General features: G+C 65.4%; 14 protein-coding genes. 12 read left to right on the top strand and 2 right to left on the bottom strand.

What is annotated here, in order from left to right:
* Positions 1 to 23: 23 nt before the first annotated feature.
* The 8 genes from ShzoTeo12_RS21805 to ShzoTeo12_RS21770 all read left to right on the top strand — a co-directional run bounded on the left by ShzoTeo12_RS21805 (position 24) and on the right by ShzoTeo12_RS21770 (position 9,093).
* The gene (locus ShzoTeo12_RS21805; protein ID WP_119255870.1) at positions 24 to 794 is read left to right on the top strand and encodes a MurR/RpiR family transcriptional regulator; all 771 of its coding nucleotides are present in this window, start codon (positions 24 to 26) and stop codon (positions 792 to 794) included.
* Positions 795 to 1,079: 285 nt separating this feature from the next.
* Positions 1,080 to 2,249 (top strand): PAS domain-containing protein, encoded by a 1,170-nt coding sequence (locus ShzoTeo12_RS21800; RefSeq protein WP_119255871.1) that lies wholly within the window; start codon positions 1,080 to 1,082, stop codon positions 2,247 to 2,249.
* Positions 2,246 to 3,646, top strand: coding sequence for a sigma 54-interacting transcriptional regulator (locus tag ShzoTeo12_RS21795; RefSeq protein WP_318914259.1), 1,401 nt, complete (start codon positions 2,246 to 2,248; stop codon positions 3,644 to 3,646). Before ShzoTeo12_RS21800 ends, ShzoTeo12_RS21795 begins: the two co-directional genes overlap by 4 nt.
* Positions 3,647 to 3,674: 28 nt before the next feature.
* Complete coding sequence (locus ShzoTeo12_RS21790; RefSeq protein ID WP_318914257.1) at positions 3,675 to 4,733, top strand: ABC transporter substrate-binding protein; 1,059 nt, start codon at positions 3,675 to 3,677, stop codon at positions 4,731 to 4,733.
* A gap of 77 nt (positions 4,734 to 4,810) precedes the next feature.
* Positions 4,811 to 5,902, top strand: coding sequence for an ABC transporter ATP-binding protein (locus ShzoTeo12_RS21785; RefSeq protein ID WP_318914255.1), 1,092 nt, complete (start codon positions 4,811 to 4,813; stop codon positions 5,900 to 5,902).
* On the top strand, positions 5,899 to 6,768 hold the full coding sequence (locus tag ShzoTeo12_RS21780; protein WP_318914253.1) for an ABC transporter permease: 870 nt from the start codon (positions 5,899 to 5,901) through the stop codon (positions 6,766 to 6,768). The genes ShzoTeo12_RS21785 and ShzoTeo12_RS21780 overlap by 4 nt, the downstream gene beginning before the upstream one ends.
* Positions 6,769 to 6,777: 9 nt before the next feature.
* Complete coding sequence (locus ShzoTeo12_RS21775; RefSeq protein ID WP_318914251.1) at positions 6,778 to 7,566, top strand: ABC transporter permease; 789 nt, start codon at positions 6,778 to 6,780, stop codon at positions 7,564 to 7,566.
* Between the two features lie 21 nt (positions 7,567 to 7,587).
* A complete protein-coding gene (locus tag ShzoTeo12_RS21770; RefSeq protein ID WP_318914250.1) occupies positions 7,588 to 9,093 on the top strand; it encodes an aldehyde dehydrogenase in 1,506 nt (501 codons plus the stop codon).
* Positions 9,094 to 9,150: 57 nt separating this feature from the next.
* On the opposite strand, the gene ShzoTeo12_RS21765 is transcribed toward ShzoTeo12_RS21770, so the two are convergent.
* Positions 9,151 to 10,530, bottom strand: a complete 1,380-nt coding sequence (locus tag ShzoTeo12_RS21765; protein WP_318914248.1) for an ATP-binding protein — start codon at positions 10,528 to 10,530, stop codon at positions 9,151 to 9,153.
* Positions 10,527 to 11,189, bottom strand: a complete 663-nt coding sequence (locus tag ShzoTeo12_RS21760; protein WP_119255879.1) for a response regulator transcription factor — start codon at positions 11,187 to 11,189, stop codon at positions 10,527 to 10,529. The genes ShzoTeo12_RS21765 and ShzoTeo12_RS21760 overlap by 4 nt, the downstream gene beginning before the upstream one ends.
* 195 nt (positions 11,190 to 11,384) lie before the next feature.
* Between ShzoTeo12_RS21760 and dsbD the strand changes: the two genes are divergently transcribed.
* The 4 genes from dsbD to ShzoTeo12_RS21740 all read left to right on the top strand — a co-directional run bounded on the left by dsbD (position 11,385) and on the right by ShzoTeo12_RS21740 (position 15,443).
* Positions 11,385 to 13,109 (top strand): protein-disulfide reductase DsbD, encoded by a 1,725-nt coding sequence (gene dsbD / locus ShzoTeo12_RS21755; RefSeq protein WP_318914246.1) that lies wholly within the window; start codon positions 11,385 to 11,387, stop codon positions 13,107 to 13,109.
* Positions 13,106 to 13,930: a TlpA disulfide reductase family protein gene (locus ShzoTeo12_RS21750; protein WP_318914244.1), complete on the top strand. Its 825-nt coding sequence runs from the start codon at positions 13,106 to 13,108 to the stop codon at positions 13,928 to 13,930. The genes dsbD and ShzoTeo12_RS21750 overlap by 4 nt, the downstream gene beginning before the upstream one ends.
* 52 nt (positions 13,931 to 13,982) lie before the next feature.
* A complete protein-coding gene (locus ShzoTeo12_RS21745; protein ID WP_318914243.1) occupies positions 13,983 to 14,591 on the top strand; it encodes a DsbA family protein in 609 nt (202 codons plus the stop codon).
* A gap of 198 nt (positions 14,592 to 14,789) precedes the next feature.
* On the top strand, positions 14,790 to 15,443 hold the full coding sequence (locus tag ShzoTeo12_RS21740; RefSeq protein ID WP_318914342.1) for a L,D-transpeptidase: 654 nt from the start codon (positions 14,790 to 14,792) through the stop codon (positions 15,441 to 15,443).
* Positions 15,444 to 15,554: the final 111 nt, after the last annotated feature.

Below are 15,554 nucleotides of genomic sequence, written 5' to 3'. Positions count from 1 at the left end.
CCGATGCCGGAACGAAGGGGTCCATGCTCGATCTGATCAGGCAATCCCTGTCGCAATTCACGCCCGCCGAACGCAGGATCGCCGAGGCGATCCTCGATACGCCGAGCACGGCCATCACATGGTCGATCACCGATGCGGCGCGGATCGCCAAGGTCAGCGAGCCTTCGATCATCCGCTTCTGCCGGCGGCTCGATTGCGACGGCTTTCCGGATTTCCGCCTGAAGCTCGCCCAGCAGCTGGCCGTGCGCCAGGCGCCGGCGAGCCCGGCGGAAAACGGCGACGACCCGTTCACCGGCCTCGTCGACGACATCTTCAACCGTGCGGTCGAATCGCTGCGGGAAGCCCGCCTCGACCTCGATCTCGACGGATTGCGCCGCGCGGTCGACATGCTCGCCGCCGCGCGGCGCATCGATGTCTACGGCTATGGCGGGTCCGGCTTTCTCGCCAGCGAGGCGCAGCATCGGCTCGCCTCGCTCGGCATGGCGAGCGTCGCCTATGCCGACCCGACGCTCCAGATGGTATCCGCCCCGCGCCTTACATCGCAGGACGTGCTCTTCGTGCTCTCCTTCTCAGGCCGCACGAGCTATCTCATCGCCAATATGGAGATCGCCAAGAAGGCCGGCGCGCGGATCCTCTCGATTGCGCCCGGTGGCTCCGTCGTCGCCTCGCTCGCCGACGAGAACATCAACCTCAACGCCTATCGCGCCGCCAGCCACCCCCTCATCGTGCCGACCGGCCGCGCCTCGATGTACGTCCTCCTCGACGTGCTGTTCACGCTGCTGGCCCGGACCTAGGCGGACCGCCAACCATCGAAAAATCACAGGCGGCACGAAGGACGTCCATCGTCCTTCGTGCGTGCTCGATCGGTTAAAAACCGACGCAGCGGTTCTCCTGGGTCGTTTTGTTGCGCATCATCGCAGCACGTGATGCGGTTTTGCGCATTCCGGGCGGAGTTCCGGCGCGTTTTCATGCCTTCCTTCCGAATAGGGCTTGCTTCCGCCTGCGATTGTGGCGGGATTGCGCATGTCTTCTGGTGCAGATCCCCATGAAGGGGATCGCCATTCGGATCGGAATGGGGAATGAAAGTACACGTACCGGGCACCGCCAATCTCGACGCCCTGCTGGTCGACTGGATCGACCATGACGGCCGCATCTGCGCCGTCAACGCGATGGAGGCGCGCGAGCTCGCCATCGCGTTACAGCAGGGCGAGAGCGTGCCGCTGGAGCGCATCTACAGCAGCACCTCGGCACAGATGCTGCGCGGCGTCGCCCGCGACGGCCAGCCGTTCGTGTCCGGGCTCGCCGTCTGGGTGAATTCGCCGCAATACAGCGAAATCCCCATGATCGCCACCGTGGTCTCCGATCCGGGCCGCGGGCTCGCCGTCATCAAGCAACCCTTGCCGGAAAGCGTGCTCGGCATCGGGCCGGAGCTCGCCGAGCGGGTGGAAATCCTCTCGCAGATGATCGGCGCAGCGACGGAAGCGTGCTGGTGCATCGAATTCCTCGAACCGGTCGACACGGCGCTCGCCGAGGACGAGATCGTCGAGCGCATCTTCTCCAACCAGAGCCGCTGGCGCGCCTGCAACGAGGCGATGGCCCGGCTCTACCGGGTGCCCGAAGGGCTCGATTTCAATATCCAGCCGGTCTCGCGCTATTTTCCGGCAACCGAGATCAACCGCCGCATGGTGCGCGACCTCGTGCGCTCCGGCTACCGTCTCGACCGCGCCGCCGCCGTCGACCGCCGGCACGACGACAGCGAGATGCTGGTCGAGAACGATTTCCGCGCCGCGATCAAGGACGGCTTCCTCGTGCGCCTCTGGGGCACGACGCGCGATATCGGGGCGCACCGCCAGCGCGAACAGCAGCTCGCCGACCGGGCGGACACGATGCAGGACATCCTGAGCGCCGCGCCGGACCCGATCCTCGTCATCTCCGAGGACGGCCTCCTGCTGGCGACCAACCCGGCGGCCGAGAGCGTCTGGGGACGGACCGCCGAGCAGGTGCTCGGCCGACCGTTGCAGCAGTTCATCGAAACGCGCAACGCGCTCGACAAGCTCCGGCAGGCGGCCCTTGCCGGTGAGGACAGCGACGGCGAATGCGACCTTGCCGTCATCGCCGCCGATGCCAGCCGTGACGTCTGGCGCTTCCGCGCCGCGCGCATCGAGGGCGAGATGCGCCGCTACGTGCTGACCGCCCGGCGCAAGAGCCGCCGCAGGACGCGCGGCCTTCTGCAGGAGGCCGCGTCATGAAATTCTACGCCAACGACCTCACCACATCCGGCCAGCGGCGCCTGCGTCCCTCCTTCATCGACGAGCCGCAGTTCGGCGCCTTCCTCGAAGCCTTCCCCGATGGCGTGGCGCTGCTGGAGACGGACGGCACCATCAAGCTGGTCAACGGCAAGCTCGAACTGCTGCTGAATCTCGCGCGCGGCGACCTCGTCGGCTCGGACCTGGCGAAACACGCCAAGACGGCCGGCCCCCTCGTCCAGAAGCTCGCGAGCGCCCTGCGGCAGCTCAAGCGTACCGAGGTTTCCGGCACGCTCAATTCGCAGCGCAACGTCACCGCCTCCATCGGCATCCTGCGCACGCCCGACGGCGGCGCCTATGGCGCGCTGCTGACGATGCGCGAGACCGGGCGGCACAGCCGCGGCTACGAGCGCAGCGATCATTTCCGCTTCGAGGCTGAGCCCCTGCCGGCAGCCGGCGGCGGCGGCCCCGTGCTCACGCTGCGCCTCGGCACCATTGCGCGCCGGGCCGCGACCGCCATCGAGCGCGGCAGCGCCGTGCTCCTGACCGGCGAGACCGGCACGGGCAAGACAGAGCTTGCCCGCTTCATCGGCAAGGCCGGCGCCTCCGATGCGCCGCCCTTCGTCCACGTCAATTGCGGCATGCTGAGCGACGCGCAGTTCGACGCGGAGATGTTCGGCATCGAGCCGGGCTCGGCGCTTGACACCTCGACGCGCGGCAAGCTCGGCTTCGTGGAGGCGGCCGATGGCGGCACGCTCTTCCTCGACCAGGTGACGGATCTTTCGCCCGTCTCGCAGATGAAGCTCGTCGCCTTTCTCGAAAGCCAGACTTTCAGCCGCCTCGGCTCGATGCAGCGGCGCAAGGCGCGCATCAGCCTCGTCACCGCCACCAATGCCGACCTGCCGGACCTGATCGGGAGCGGCGCCTTCCGCCGCGACCTCTATTACCGCATCGCCGTCGTGACGCTGGAGCTGCCGGCGCTGCGGGACCAGCCGGAACTGGTCGCCGCGCTGACCGAGAACGTGCTGCGGCGGCTCAATGCCGGCCGTACGCCGACGCTGCAGCTTTCCGCGGCCTTCACCAAACAGCTTTCCGCCCATGCCTTTCCCGGCAATGTGCGGGAGCTGACGAATATCCTCGAGCGCGCCGCGGCGAGCGCCGAGGACATGGCGCTCGCCGAGCATTTCATCGTCGCCGAGGGGGCTTCGTCACGGCCTGCCCCTGCCCGCCCGGTCGGCGATGGGGAGACATCGCCGCAGAGCTTCCGGGACCTGATGCAGGCCTTCGAAAGCTGGGTCCTGGAAAAATCCATCGCAGAGCATGGAAGCAAGAGAGGCGCCGCCAAGGCGCTCGGAATCGATATCGCCACCCTCGTCCGAAAGACAAAGCGGGCGAAATGACCAACCAAAGACATGAAGGGGAACAAACATGTCTCTACTGCGCAGATCCGCAATTCTCGCCCTTGCCGCCGCAAGCCTCATCCCACAGACCCTCGTCGCGAAGGCCGGCGAGCTCAACTACCTGACCTGGGAGGGTTATGCGGTTGACGGCTTCATCTCCAAGTTCGAGGCCGCCTCGGACTGCAAGGTGACGGCCTCCTATGTCGGCTCGAACGACGACTTCGCCGCCAAGCTCGCCGCCGGCGGCGGCGTCTACGACATCATCAGCCCCTCGCTCGATACCGTGCCGATGATGCGGCAGGCCGGCTTCGTCGCGCCGATCGACACGGCCAGGGTGGAAGGCTTCGACGGCATCTATCCGGAATTCTCCAAGCAGAGCGACGTGGTGGCCGATGGCGAGACCTGGGCCGTGCCGCTGATCTGGGGCTCCGTCTCGCTGATCTACCGCCCCGACAAGCTGGCCACCAAGCCGGATTCCATCTCCGTCCTGTTCGATCCCGCGCTCAAGGGCAAGGTCTCGCTCTGGGACGACAAGTCGGCGCTCTACTGGACGGCGCGCTATCTCGGCTACGACAACATCTTCGACCTTACGGACGAGCAGCTGGAAGCCGTGAAGGCCAAGCTCATCGAGCAGAAGGCGCTGATCCGCAAATACTGGGCCTCGGCGGGCGAGCTGACGGAGCTGATGGCCAACCAGGAGGTCTATGTCTCCAACGCGTGGACGGGCCTGACCAGCAAGGACGTCAACAACCTCAAGAAGGGCTTCGAGGTCGTCGAGTTCACGCCGAAGGAAAAGGCCGAGGGCTGGATGGACTCCATGATGCTGGTGAAGGACTCCCCGAACGAGGAATGCGCCTACAAGTTCATGAGCTTCATGCAGTCGCCCGAGGGCCAGTGCGGCGTCGCCCAGTCCACCGGCTATTTCCCGGTCAATCCGAAGGCCGTGCAGGGCTGCATGGATGACCAGATGAAGAAGGATCGCCAGGTCGACAATGTCGAGTTCGTCAAGAGCCTCGTCATGTGGCAGCAGCCCGTCCGCCTCGACAAGTATCTGGAAACCTGGAACGCCGTGAAGGCCGCGCCGTAAGGCCCCGGCGGGAAGCGCCCCGCAAGGCGGCGCTTCCCGACACCCACGCGAGACATTTCAACAGACACGGGGATCCGATGACCTCCAACCCGATTGTAACGCTCGACGGCGTTGCGAAACGATATGGCGCATTCCTCGCCCTCCAGGAGACCGACCTTGCGATTGCCGAGGGCGAGTTCGTGACCCTGCTCGGCCCCTCGGGCTGCGGCAAGACGACGACGCTCAGGCTGATCGGCGGCTTCGAGCAGGCGAGCGCCGGCCGCATCGCCATTGCCGGCCAGGACGTGACGGACAGCCCGCCCTATCGCCGGCCGGTCAACACGGTCTTCCAGGACTATGCGCTGTTTCCGCATATGAGCGTGGCGGAGAATATCGGCTACGGCCTTTCGGTGAAATCCGGCCGCGTGGCGAAGGCCGAGCAGGACAGGCGCGTCGCCGAGGCGCTGACCATGGTCGGGCTGGAGGGCAAGGCCGGCATGCGGCCCGGCGCCCTCTCGGGCGGCCAGCGCCAGCGCGTGGCGATGGCACGCGCCATCGTCCGCCGCCCGCGCGTGCTGCTGCTCGACGAGCCGCTTTCGGCGCTCGACGTGAAATTGCGCGAAGGCATGCAGGTGGAGCTGAAGCGCCTGCACCGCGAGCTCGGCATCACTTTCCTCATGGTCACGCACGACCAGAACGAGGCGCTGGCCCTCTCCGACCGCATCGTAGTCATGAAAGAGGGCCGCATCGCGCAAGTCGGCTCGCCGACGGACCTCTACGATCGTCCCGCCAGCCCCTATGTCGCTGACTTCATCGGCGGCGCGAACCTGGCGGATGCCGAGGCCCTCGGCGGCGGCGCTTTCCGGCTTGCGGGCGGTCAGGTGCTGCACAGCCGGCGCGGCGAGGCCGCCAGCCTTGCCGCCGGCCGCCATGCCAGCCTCGGCCTCCGCGCCGAGCACCTGCATGTCACGGCGGCCGGGGCGGAAAATACGCTCGCCTGCACCGTGATGGAGCGCCTGTTCCACGGCGACCGGCTGCGGGTCGAGCTCATGCCCGAAGGGGCCGAAAGGCCGATCTTCGCGGAGCTTCCACGCACGGCCGCCCCGGCGGAGCTTGCACCCGGTGATCGCGTGACGATCGGCATCGACCCCGCCGACGTGTTGCTCTTCGAAGCGGAGGGTGGGCGATGAACCTCACCCGCCGCACTTTCCCCGGCTTTGCCGCCCTGTTCTCGCTGCCGCTCTTCTGGGTGCTGCTGCTGATGGTCGTGCCCTATGCGATCATGATCTCGGTGGGCTTCTGGTCTCGGCAGTTCCCGCTGTTCTATCCGGATTTCCAGTTCGGCAACTACGCGCAGATCGCCGCCGACCCGCAATATACGACCGTCATCCTGCGCACGCTGAAGATCGCCGCTTCCGTCACGCTCTGCTCGCTGCTGCTCGGCTATCCGCTCGCCTATTTCCTCGTCTTCACCGTCCGCTCGCGCGCGCTGCGCAACCTTCTCTACATGTCGGTGATCGTGCCGCTCTGGGTGTCCTACCTGCTGCGCGCCTATACGTGGAAGATCATCCTCGGCACGGACGGCGCGCTGAACTCGCTGCTGGTCTCCACCGGCATCGTCTCGGCGCCGCTCGACATCTTCCTCTACAACCAGACCGCCATGGTGGTGACGCTGGTCTATATCTTCGTGCCCTTCATGGTCATGCCGCTCTTCGCGGTGCTCGACAACATTCCGCGCCGCCTGATCGAAGCCTCGGAAGACCTCGGCGTCGGCCCGTTCATGACTTTCTGGAGGGTGATATTCCCGCTGTCGCTCGGCGGTGTCGTCGCCGGCGCGACCATGACCTTCTGCCTGTCCTTCGGCGATTTCGTCGCGCCCGTGCTCGTCGGCGGGCCGGACGGGACGATGGTGGCGAACCTTTTGCAGACGCAATTCGGCGCCGCACTCAACTGGCCGCTCGGTTCCGCGCTCGCGACGCTCGTGCTCGCGCTGGTGCTGATCCTCCTGCAACTCTCCAGCCGCCTCGACCGGGCCGGCCGGGTCGATCTTTCCTAGGAGGCCGCCATGCTGCGCTTGAGATGGTGGCAGAAGGGCATGGTGGGCGTCAGCCTCGGCGTGCTCGCCTTCCTCTACCTGCCGATCGTCATCCTCGTGATGTTCTCCTTCAACGACAGCAAGGTGACGTCCTTCCCCCTCGCCGGTTTCACGCTGCACTGGTACGAGGCCTTCCTCGCCAACGGCCAGATGCTGCGGGCGCTCGCCAACAGCCTGTGGGTCGCGCTCTTCGCGACGGCGCTCTCCGTCGTCATCGGCGTGACGGCGGCGCTCGCGCTCGACCGCTACGACTTTCCCGGCAAGCGGCTGTTCCAGAACGTCATCCTCCTGCCCCTCAGCCTGCCCGGCATCGTCACCGGCATCGCCATGCTGAACTTCTACAAGCAGATCGGCATTCCGCAGAGCCTGACGGCGGTGGTGATCGGCCACGCGACGGCGCTGCTCGGCGTCGTCGTCTCTCAGGTCATGGCGCGCCTCGCCAAGATCAACCGCCGCCAGTTCGAAGCCTCCGCCGATCTCGGCGCGACGCCCTTCGAGACCTTCCGCCATGTCACGCTGCCGGGCATCCGCAGCGCCATCCTCGGCTCGGCGCTGCTCTGCTTCACACTGTCCTTCGACGAAATCCCCGTCACCTATTTCCTGACGGGCCGCGAGGTGACGCTGCCGATCTACATTTATTCGACGCTCCGGCGCGGCATCACGCCCGAAATCAATGCCATCGGCACGGTGATCGTCGCCGTGTCCTTCGTCCTCATCGTCCTCTCGGTCACGCTCCTGCGCGACCGCGACCAATCCTGATCCATGGAAGGGAGAACAAGCATGGATGCCTCGACCTACACGCTCGATTTCTGGCGCAGCAAGGCAAGCGGCCTGAAATTCCGCACACAGCACTTCATCGACGGGGCCTATGTCGCCTCCGCCGACGGCCGGACCTATCCGACGATCAATCCCGCGACCGGGGCGACCATCGCCGAGGTGGCGCGCGGCGGGGCGGCGGAGATCGACCGCGCCGTCGCCGTAGCCCGCAAGGCCTACCGCTCCGGCGCCTGGTCGCGCATGGACCCGCGCGCCCGCATGGCCGTGCTGGAAAAATTCTCCACCCTCATCGAGGCGCATGCGGAGGAATTCGCCGTGCTCGACAGCCTCGACATGGGCAAGCCGGTCATGGACATGATGAACATCGACATTCCCGGCTCCGTCACGTCGCTGAAGTTCTTCGCCGAGACAATCGACAAGATCGAGGGCGCGGTGACGGCGACGGCGGCCAATGCCCTGCACTACATCCTGCGCCAGCCGCTCGGCGTCGTCGGCCTCATCGTGCCGTGGAACTATCCCCTGATGATGGCCGCCTGGAAGCTCGGCCCGGCGCTGGCGACGGGCAATTCCGTCGTGCTGAAACCGGCCGAGCAATCGCCGCTCTCGGCCAACCTGCTCGCCGAACTCTTCATCGAGGCGGGCGGCCCGGCGGGCGTCTTCAACGTGGTGCACGGTCTTGGCGAGGAAGCCGGCAAGGCGCTGGCGCTGCACAACGACGTCGACAAGATCGGCTTCACCGGCTCCACCGAGGTCGGCAAGCTGCTGATGATCTATGCCGGCCAGTCGAACATGAAGCGCGTCTCGACCGAGTGCGGCGGCAAGACACCCCAGATCGTCCTCGGCGATTATGACGACCTCGACACCGCCGTCACCTATGCCGTCAACGGCATCTACGGCAACCAGGGCGAGGTCTGCAATGCGGGCTCGCGCATCCTCGTGGAAAAGCGCATCCACGACGACTTCGTCGAGCGCTTCACGGCCCGCACGCGGGAAAACTTCGTGCTCGGCGATCCGCTCGATCCCGCAACGACCATCGGCCCACTCGTCACCGCCTCGCACCAGCAGCGCGTGTTGAGCTACATCGACATCGGCCGCAAGGAAGGGGCGGCGCTGCGCTTCGGCGGCGGCACGCTCGCCTCATCCCCGAAAGGCGCCTTCGTCGAGCCGACCTTGTTCACGGGCGTCGACAACGGCATGCGCATCGCCCGCGAGGAGATCTTCGGCCCGGTCGCCGCGATCATTCCGGTGGAGGGCATCGACGACGCCATCGAGATCGCCAACGATTCCATCTATGGTCTCGCCGCGTCCGTCTGGACCCGCGACATTTCCAAGGCACACCGCTTCGCCCGCGACATCGAGGCCGGCGTCGTCTGGGTCAACTGCTTCGACCACGGCGACATGACCTCGATCTGGGGCGGCTACAAGCAGACCGGCAACGGCCGCGACAAATGCCTGGAAGCCCTGACGCAGTACACGCAGACGAAATCGGTCTGGGTGAATCTCGACTGAGGCCCGCATAATGGGTCCCGGGTTGGAGCAGCACGCACCATCCCGGGATCCATGGCTTCACCGGGCCTGTTCCGCCAGCCAGCCCGCGGGGACGGAAACCCGCACGGCGAAGCCGTTCGCACGCTGATCGAAAGCAAGTTCGCCGCCGAGCTTCTGGATTGCCATTTCAACGATCGAAAGGCCGAGACCGGTTCCCTCGCCTCCACGACTGCCCCTGTTGAAACGCCCGACGAGATGCCTCGATTGAGCCGGCGTCATACCCGCCCCCTGGTCGACGACCTCGATCCGCAGCTTCGTGCCATCGCGCTCGACTATGAGGTCGACATGCGAGCCCGCCGGGGCATGCTGGATTGCATTTTCAAGGATGTTTCTCACCGCAAGATGCAGGAGCATGCGGTTGAGACTGGCCCGGCCAACCGTCACGCCGGCGTGGATGTCGACCGATACGTTCCGCGCGATACCGAGGTTTTCCAGATCGGCAGAAACCTCACGCATGGCCGCCGCGACATCGATGGCTTCCCGCGCGCGATCGGCCTCTGCGGAATCGACAGCGGCCATGTCGATGAGCTGGCGGACGAGGCGCCCGGTGCGATCCACGCTCGTCGAAATATGTCCGAGCGCGGTTTCACGGACAGCAGCATCATCGCTCCTGAGCGCGACCTGGGCCTGGGTCTTGAGACCGGCGAGCGGTGTCTTCAATTCATGCGCGGCATAGGCGATGAAAGTCCTTTCGCGCTCCCGCGCTTGCGTGACCCTGCCGAAAAGCGAGTTGAGCGATCTCAGCAGCGGGCGGATCTCGCGCGGCGCGCCGGCCTCCCCGACCGGATGAAGCTCGTCGGCGGAACGGCCGGAGAGCGCGCTCGCGATCCTGTTGAGAGGCGCGAGCCCCCGGTCGACGCTGAGCCACAGCAAGGCTGCAAGGACCGGCAGGATGGCGAGTGCCGGAACCAGTTGCCCCTTGACGACATCTCCCACCAGCCGATCGCGCATTTCGAGGCTGTCGCCGACGAGGACGCGCACGCCGAGCGTCGGATTGATCACCGCATAGACCCGCCAGCGTTCGCCCTTTATGGTCGTCTCCCGAAAGCCCTTGTCGTGGTCCGCCAGCGAGGTCGCCGGCGCGCTGGCGGAACGGCTGACCAGCTGCCCCTGCAGCGACCAGATCTGGCAGGAGAGCTGCCTGTTGTAATCCCCCTCCGCAACCGTGAATTCCGGCGGCACATCGCCAACGGTGGCGGCCTCCACGGCGGCAGCGACATCGATATGGTGATCGGTGATCAGCGAACTGACCATCCGCGCCGCCTCGGTGAGCCTGGCGTCGAGCACGCGTTCCACCTGATGCTGCGTGCTGAGATAGGTCCAGAACACCGCACAACACCAGACGGCGCCGGTCGTGGCGAGAAGGATGACGATGAGGCGGAGGCGGATGGAACTCATTCGGACTTGCCCATGCGATAGCCGACACCGCGGATGGTCTCGATGGAGGCGGCGCCGAGCTTGGCGCGCAGCTTGTGCACATGTACCTCGACCGTATTGCTCTCCACATCCTCCTGCCAGCCGTAGAGGCGTTGCTCCAGCGCCTGCTTCGAATGGATCATGCCCGGACTCTCCATCAGTGCGCGCAGGATGGAAAATTCGCGCCGCGACAGCGGGACGGGCTCACCTGCCTTTCGCGCCGCCATCCCTGCCGGATCGAGAACGATAGTGCCACAACGCAATTCGGGCCGTGCGCGACCTTCCGACCGGCGCGTGATGGCGCGCAGCCGGGCGGCAACCTCGTCGAGGTCGAACGGCTTGCCGAGATAGTCGTCGGCGCCGGCATCCAGACCGTCGATGCGATCGGCCGTTTCGTCCTTCGCCGTCAGGAGCAGGACGGGCGTCCGGTCACCCCTTTCCCGCAGGCACGCCAGCACTTCAAGGCCGGAACCGTCGGGCAGCATGCGATCGAGCACGACGGCATCGAAGCGGTCCGCCGCAAGGGCCTCCGTCGCATCGGCAAGCGTTGCCACAGTGTCGACGGTGAAGCCGGAAAGGCCGAGGCCGACCTTCAGGCCATCGAGCAGGACCGCATCGTCTTCGACCACCAGGATACGCATCAAGCCTCCGTGCGTTGCTGCCTTCCTCCGCCTGAGCCGGGAACCTTAAGCCTGCCTTAAGCTGGCGACCGGATCGCTCCGCCCGGGACAAATGACGAGGACGCGAGAACGATGCGGAAAGCAAGCCTCCTGGCAGCGGTTTGGGTCTTGATTGCGGCAATTCTGCCGGCATGGGCTTTTGAAGCGCCATTGCCGATGGAAGACGCCTTCGTACCCTCAATTGCAAGGGAAGAGGCAGGCCCTCTCACGATCACCTGGAAAATCGCCGACGGTTACTATCTGTACCGGGATTACCTTTCCGCGAAAGACGAGGACAACCGGCCGCTGACACTCCGCACCGAACCCGGCAAGGTCAAGGACGATCCGGATTTCGGCGCGACCGAAGTCTATTATCGAACGGCTTCGGCATCGATCCTCGACGCCCCTCCGACCGTTCGCGTCACCTATCAGGGCTGCCAGGACGGCGGACTGTGCTATCCGCCGACGACACGCATGATCGATGTCGCGGCGATGACGATCGGGATGCCGGCCGAAGGCGGTTTTTCGCTTGCACCGGCCGAGGACGCGAACCCGGCGCAGAAGGCGAACACCGGATTTTCCATCATCGACAATGGCGGAGAGACGGCGGTCGACCGGCTTCTGACCGGCGGCGGGCCTTTCCTGCTGCTTGCCGGCTTTCTCGGCTTCGGCCTGCTGCTGGCATTCACACCCTGCGTCTTTCCGATGTATCCGATTGTCGCCGCCATGCTATCGCGCGAAAGGGAGGAACTGACGGCAGGACGCGGCTTCGTGCTGGCTTCATCCTATGTGCTGACGCTCGCTGCCGCCTTCGGACTTGTCGGCGTCGCCGCCGCGTGGTCGGGCCGGAACCTGCAGATGGTGCTGCAATCGCCGGCCGCAGTCGGCACGGTCGCCGCCCTCTTCGTCCTGCTGGCGCTCTCCAGCTTCGGCCTGTTTCATATCCGGCTTCCGGCAGGAATCGGCAATCGATTGAGCGGCGGCAAACGGAAGGGCGGCTCTGCCGCCGGCGCCGCTATGCTCGGCTTTTCCTCCGCGTTTCTCATCGGCCCCTGCGTAACCGCACCGCTTGCGGGCGCCCTTCTCTATATCGCCCGGACCGGAGACGTCGTCATCGGCGCTCTCGCGCTCTTCGCGCTTGGCCTCGGCAAGGGTCTCCCGCTCATCGCCATGGCGACGCTTGGCGGCAAGGTGCTGCCACGCGCCGGCGCCTGGATGGAAAACGTACGGTACGCCTTCGGCTTTCTGTTCCTCGCAACGGCGATATGGCTTGCGACCCCGCTCGTTCCCGAGCGTTTCATCCTCCTGCCCTGGGCCGTGCTGGCGCTGACTTTCGGCGTCCAGGCAGGTGCATTCGCAGGGTCGCAGACTTCGGGCGGACATGGCGTTCTCCTGCGTTCGGCCAGCCTCGTCTTCCTCCTTTGGGGCAGTTTTCTCATGGCAGGGTTCGGCCTCGGCGCGACCGATCCGCTGACCCCGCTCGGCCCGCTCAAGGGTACGGCCGGCGGCGCGCGGACGGCTATCGAAAAGACGGATTTCACGAAGATCGGCTCCATCGACACGCTGTCCGGCCTGCTTGGCGCCGCCGCCTCCGAACACCGGCCGGCCCTTCTTTATGTCACGGCGGACTGGTGCGTGACCTGCCGCGCGATCGAACGCTCGGTGCTGCCCGAGCCGGATGTAGCGACAGCCCTCGACGGGATTCGCCTTGCAAGGCTCGATGTCAGTACCCTTGATGCCGACACCGGCGCGCTCATGCGCTCGCTTGCAGTCGTCGGCCCGCCAACGATGATCCTCTTCGACCGCGAAAGGCAGGAGATACCCGGTACCCGGCTTGTCGGAGAGATTACAGCGACTTCGCTCGCGGATGCCGCCATGGCTGCGAAAGGCACCATGCGATGAACGCCCTCGCAATAGGTCCCTTCGCGTTCTCCGCCGATCGCTTCTCGGCGATCGGCGGAATGGTCGTCTTCATGCTTGCCGGCTCGCTTCTCGCCGCCCGCATAGACAACAGGCTCGGCACCTGGACGACAGCGGCGGCGTTCCTTGGAATTCTGGGGGCACGGGCAGTGCATGTCCTCGGCCACGCGGCGAGTTTCTGGCAGGAGCCGTGGCGCGTCCTCGCCATCTGGCAGGGTGGCTTTTCCTGGCATGGTGGCCTCATCGGCGTTCTTCTCGCCACTGTGCTGCTGTGGCGAAGGGCGCCACATATAACCTCCTGGGCGATCCTGCCGCTTGCCGCCGGTCTCTTCGTCTGGATCGCTCTTGGCAGCCTGATCAACGGAAACGCTTCGCCCCGCGCACCGGCAGCCTCCTATGTGGTGCTCGATAGAGGCGGAACCATATCCGTCGCGGAGCGCCGGGGTCGTCCCGCCGTCCTCAATCTCTGGGCGAGCTGGTGTCCGCCCTGCCGGCGGGAGATGCCGATGATGGCCGACATGGCCGGGAGCAATCCACATGTCGATTTCCTGTTCGCCAACCAGGGTGAAGGCAGGGATGCTATCGCTGCCTATCTGCGTCAGGCCGGCATCGACCTTCAAACGGTCGTTCTCGATCCCTTTGCCAATCTCTCGCGCCACTATGGCGCGGTGGGCCTGCCCGCCACCCTGTTCATCAATCCGGACGGCACACTTGCCGCATCCCACCTCGGAGAGATTTCCCGCGAGGCGCTCTCCGAAAGACTTGCCGCTCTTTCATCCTCCGCCACGGCATCGACAGAATGAAAGCCCCGTTCCCCCTCTTCCGGTGCCCTCGATTAGAACAAGGAGATACCCGATGCTGACCCGCAGAACCATTTTGACGACGACGCTTGCCAGCGCGGCAGCGGCCGCAACCGGACTGAAGCCCTCCCTTGCCCAGCAACTAACGAAGGACGAGGTCTTTTTCGACAAGGACGCCCCCGTCCTCGGCAATCCCAGGGGAAACGTCACCATCGTCGAATACTTCGATTACCAGTGCCCCTACTGCAAGAAGGCGCATCCGATGGTGGAGAAGGTCGTGAAAGCCGACGGCAATGTGCGGCTCGTCCTGAAGGACTGGCCGATCTTCGGCGATGTCTCCATCTTCGCTGCTCAGGCAGTGCTTGGAGCCGCGCAGATCGGCAAGTACGAAGTCGCGATGGAAGCCTTGATGAAAACCAAGGGGAAGCTGACCCACGAGGAAGTCGAAAAGCGCCTGACGGGCGCCGGCCTGTCGATGAAGGAGGTGACGGCATCCGTGAACAAGCACGATGCCAAGATCTCCGGACTGCTCAATCGCAACTACAGTCAGGCGCTCGCCTTCAACTTCGCCGGCACGCCCGCCTTCGTCATCGGCTCAGCGCTCTTTCCGGGCGTCCTCGATGAAAAAGGGCTGAAGGACGCCATCGCCAAGGCAAGAGGATAGCCCGCAGACGGCCGCGCCCCACAGCCGACTTGCAGGTCTTCGGGCGCGGGTCGCCCGAGCGGTCTCCTCTTAAGCTGCGCTTAAGGTAGCTCCCGCGTTCTGCGGATACAGAATGAGCAGCACGAGGACATAGATTTGAATTCGCAGAGCCGACCGTCCGGCCTGATCGCACGACGCACGTTTCTCGCCGGAGCCGGCATGTTCGCCCTGGCCGGTTGCACGTCCGCGAGACAGGTGCCTGAGATCGCACAGGTGGAAACGCCACGTCTGGCGACACCTCCCATGTATTTCGCCATGCCGGGTGAGAAGTTTCCGATTCCGGCAGTCGATGTTTCAAAGGTCGATCGGAAATGGTGGCGAACCGAAGTGGAATACCCGACCGGTGAAAGTGTCGGGACCGTGATCGTCGATACGCCCAATCGGTACCTTTATCATGTCCTGCCCAACGGACGAGCGACACGATACGGGGTTGGCGTGGGCAGGGACGGCTTTTCCTGGGCCGGTCGTGGCCGCCATATCGCCTACAAGCGGGAATGGCCGCGCTGGAATCCTCCCGATGAGATGGTGGCCCGCCAGCCGGAGCTTGAGCCGATCAGCATCGCGAACGGCGGCATGGCCCCGGGATTGAGAAACCCTCTCGGAGCGCGCGCGCTTTACATTCACGAGGGCAACCGGGACACGATCTATCGCATCCACGGAAATCCGGAATTCCAGACCATCGGCCGCGCCGTGTCATCCGGCTGCATCCGTATGATCAATCAGGACGTCATCCACCTCGCAGAGAACGTGCGTGACGGAAGCCCGATCGTTGTGGTTGCAGATCCCGCCATGGCTCATCTCAGGAAGGGCTGACCATCGGCGGCGGCCGACTGCCGGGCCCGCCTCTGAACGAACTGTTGCAAATCGGCACGTCCCGCGACCGTTCGACGGGGATGGCTGCAAAGTTCGCGCGGCGGCGATTCC

Source organism: Shinella zoogloeoides (assembly GCF_033705735.1).
Classification (GTDB): Bacteria; Pseudomonadota; Alphaproteobacteria; order Rhizobiales; family Rhizobiaceae; genus Shinella; species Shinella zoogloeoides_A.
Note: the sequence above shows the minus strand (reverse complement) of the source record. Positions and strands in the feature narration are given on the sequence as shown.

What these genes read in the sequence shown, in the direction of transcription:
- ShzoTeo12_RS21770 (WP_318914250.1), top strand. Translation starts at nt 7,588, where the DNA reads ATGGATGCCTCGACCTACACGCTCGATTTCTGGCGCAGCAAGGCAAGC.
- ShzoTeo12_RS21775 (WP_318914251.1), top strand. Translation starts at nt 6,778, where the DNA reads ATGCTGCGCTTGAGATGGTGGCAGAAGGGCATGGTGGGCGTCAGCCTC.
- ShzoTeo12_RS21795 (WP_318914259.1), top strand. Translation starts at nt 2,246, where the DNA reads ATGAAATTCTACGCCAACGACCTCACCACATCCGGCCAGCGGCGCCTG.
- ShzoTeo12_RS21780 (WP_318914253.1), top strand. Translation starts at nt 5,899, where the DNA reads ATGAACCTCACCCGCCGCACTTTCCCCGGCTTTGCCGCCCTGTTCTCG.
- ShzoTeo12_RS21800 (WP_119255871.1), top strand. Translation starts at nt 1,080, where the DNA reads ATGAAAGTACACGTACCGGGCACCGCCAATCTCGACGCCCTGCTGGTC.
- ShzoTeo12_RS21805 (WP_119255870.1), top strand. Translation starts at nt 24, where the DNA reads ATGCTCGATCTGATCAGGCAATCCCTGTCGCAATTCACGCCCGCCGAA.
- ShzoTeo12_RS21750 (WP_318914244.1), top strand. Translation starts at nt 13,106, where the DNA reads ATGAACGCCCTCGCAATAGGTCCCTTCGCGTTCTCCGCCGATCGCTTC.
- ShzoTeo12_RS21790 (WP_318914257.1), top strand. Translation starts at nt 3,675, where the DNA reads ATGTCTCTACTGCGCAGATCCGCAATTCTCGCCCTTGCCGCCGCAAGC.
- dsbD (WP_318914246.1), top strand. Translation starts at nt 11,385, where the DNA reads ATGGAAGACGCCTTCGTACCCTCAATTGCAAGGGAAGAGGCAGGCCCT.
- ShzoTeo12_RS21760 (WP_119255879.1), bottom strand. Translation starts at nt 11,189, where the DNA reads ATGCGTATCCTGGTGGTCGAAGACGATGCGGTCCTGCTCGATGGCCTG.
- ShzoTeo12_RS21740 (WP_318914342.1), top strand. Translation starts at nt 14,790, where the DNA reads ATGTTCGCCCTGGCCGGTTGCACGTCCGCGAGACAGGTGCCTGAGATC.
- ShzoTeo12_RS21745 (WP_318914243.1), top strand. Translation starts at nt 13,983, where the DNA reads ATGCTGACCCGCAGAACCATTTTGACGACGACGCTTGCCAGCGCGGCA.
- ShzoTeo12_RS21785 (WP_318914255.1), top strand. Translation starts at nt 4,811, where the DNA reads ATGACCTCCAACCCGATTGTAACGCTCGACGGCGTTGCGAAACGATAT.
- ShzoTeo12_RS21765 (WP_318914248.1), bottom strand. Translation starts at nt 10,530, where the DNA reads ATGAGTTCCATCCGCCTCCGCCTCATCGTCATCCTTCTCGCCACGACC.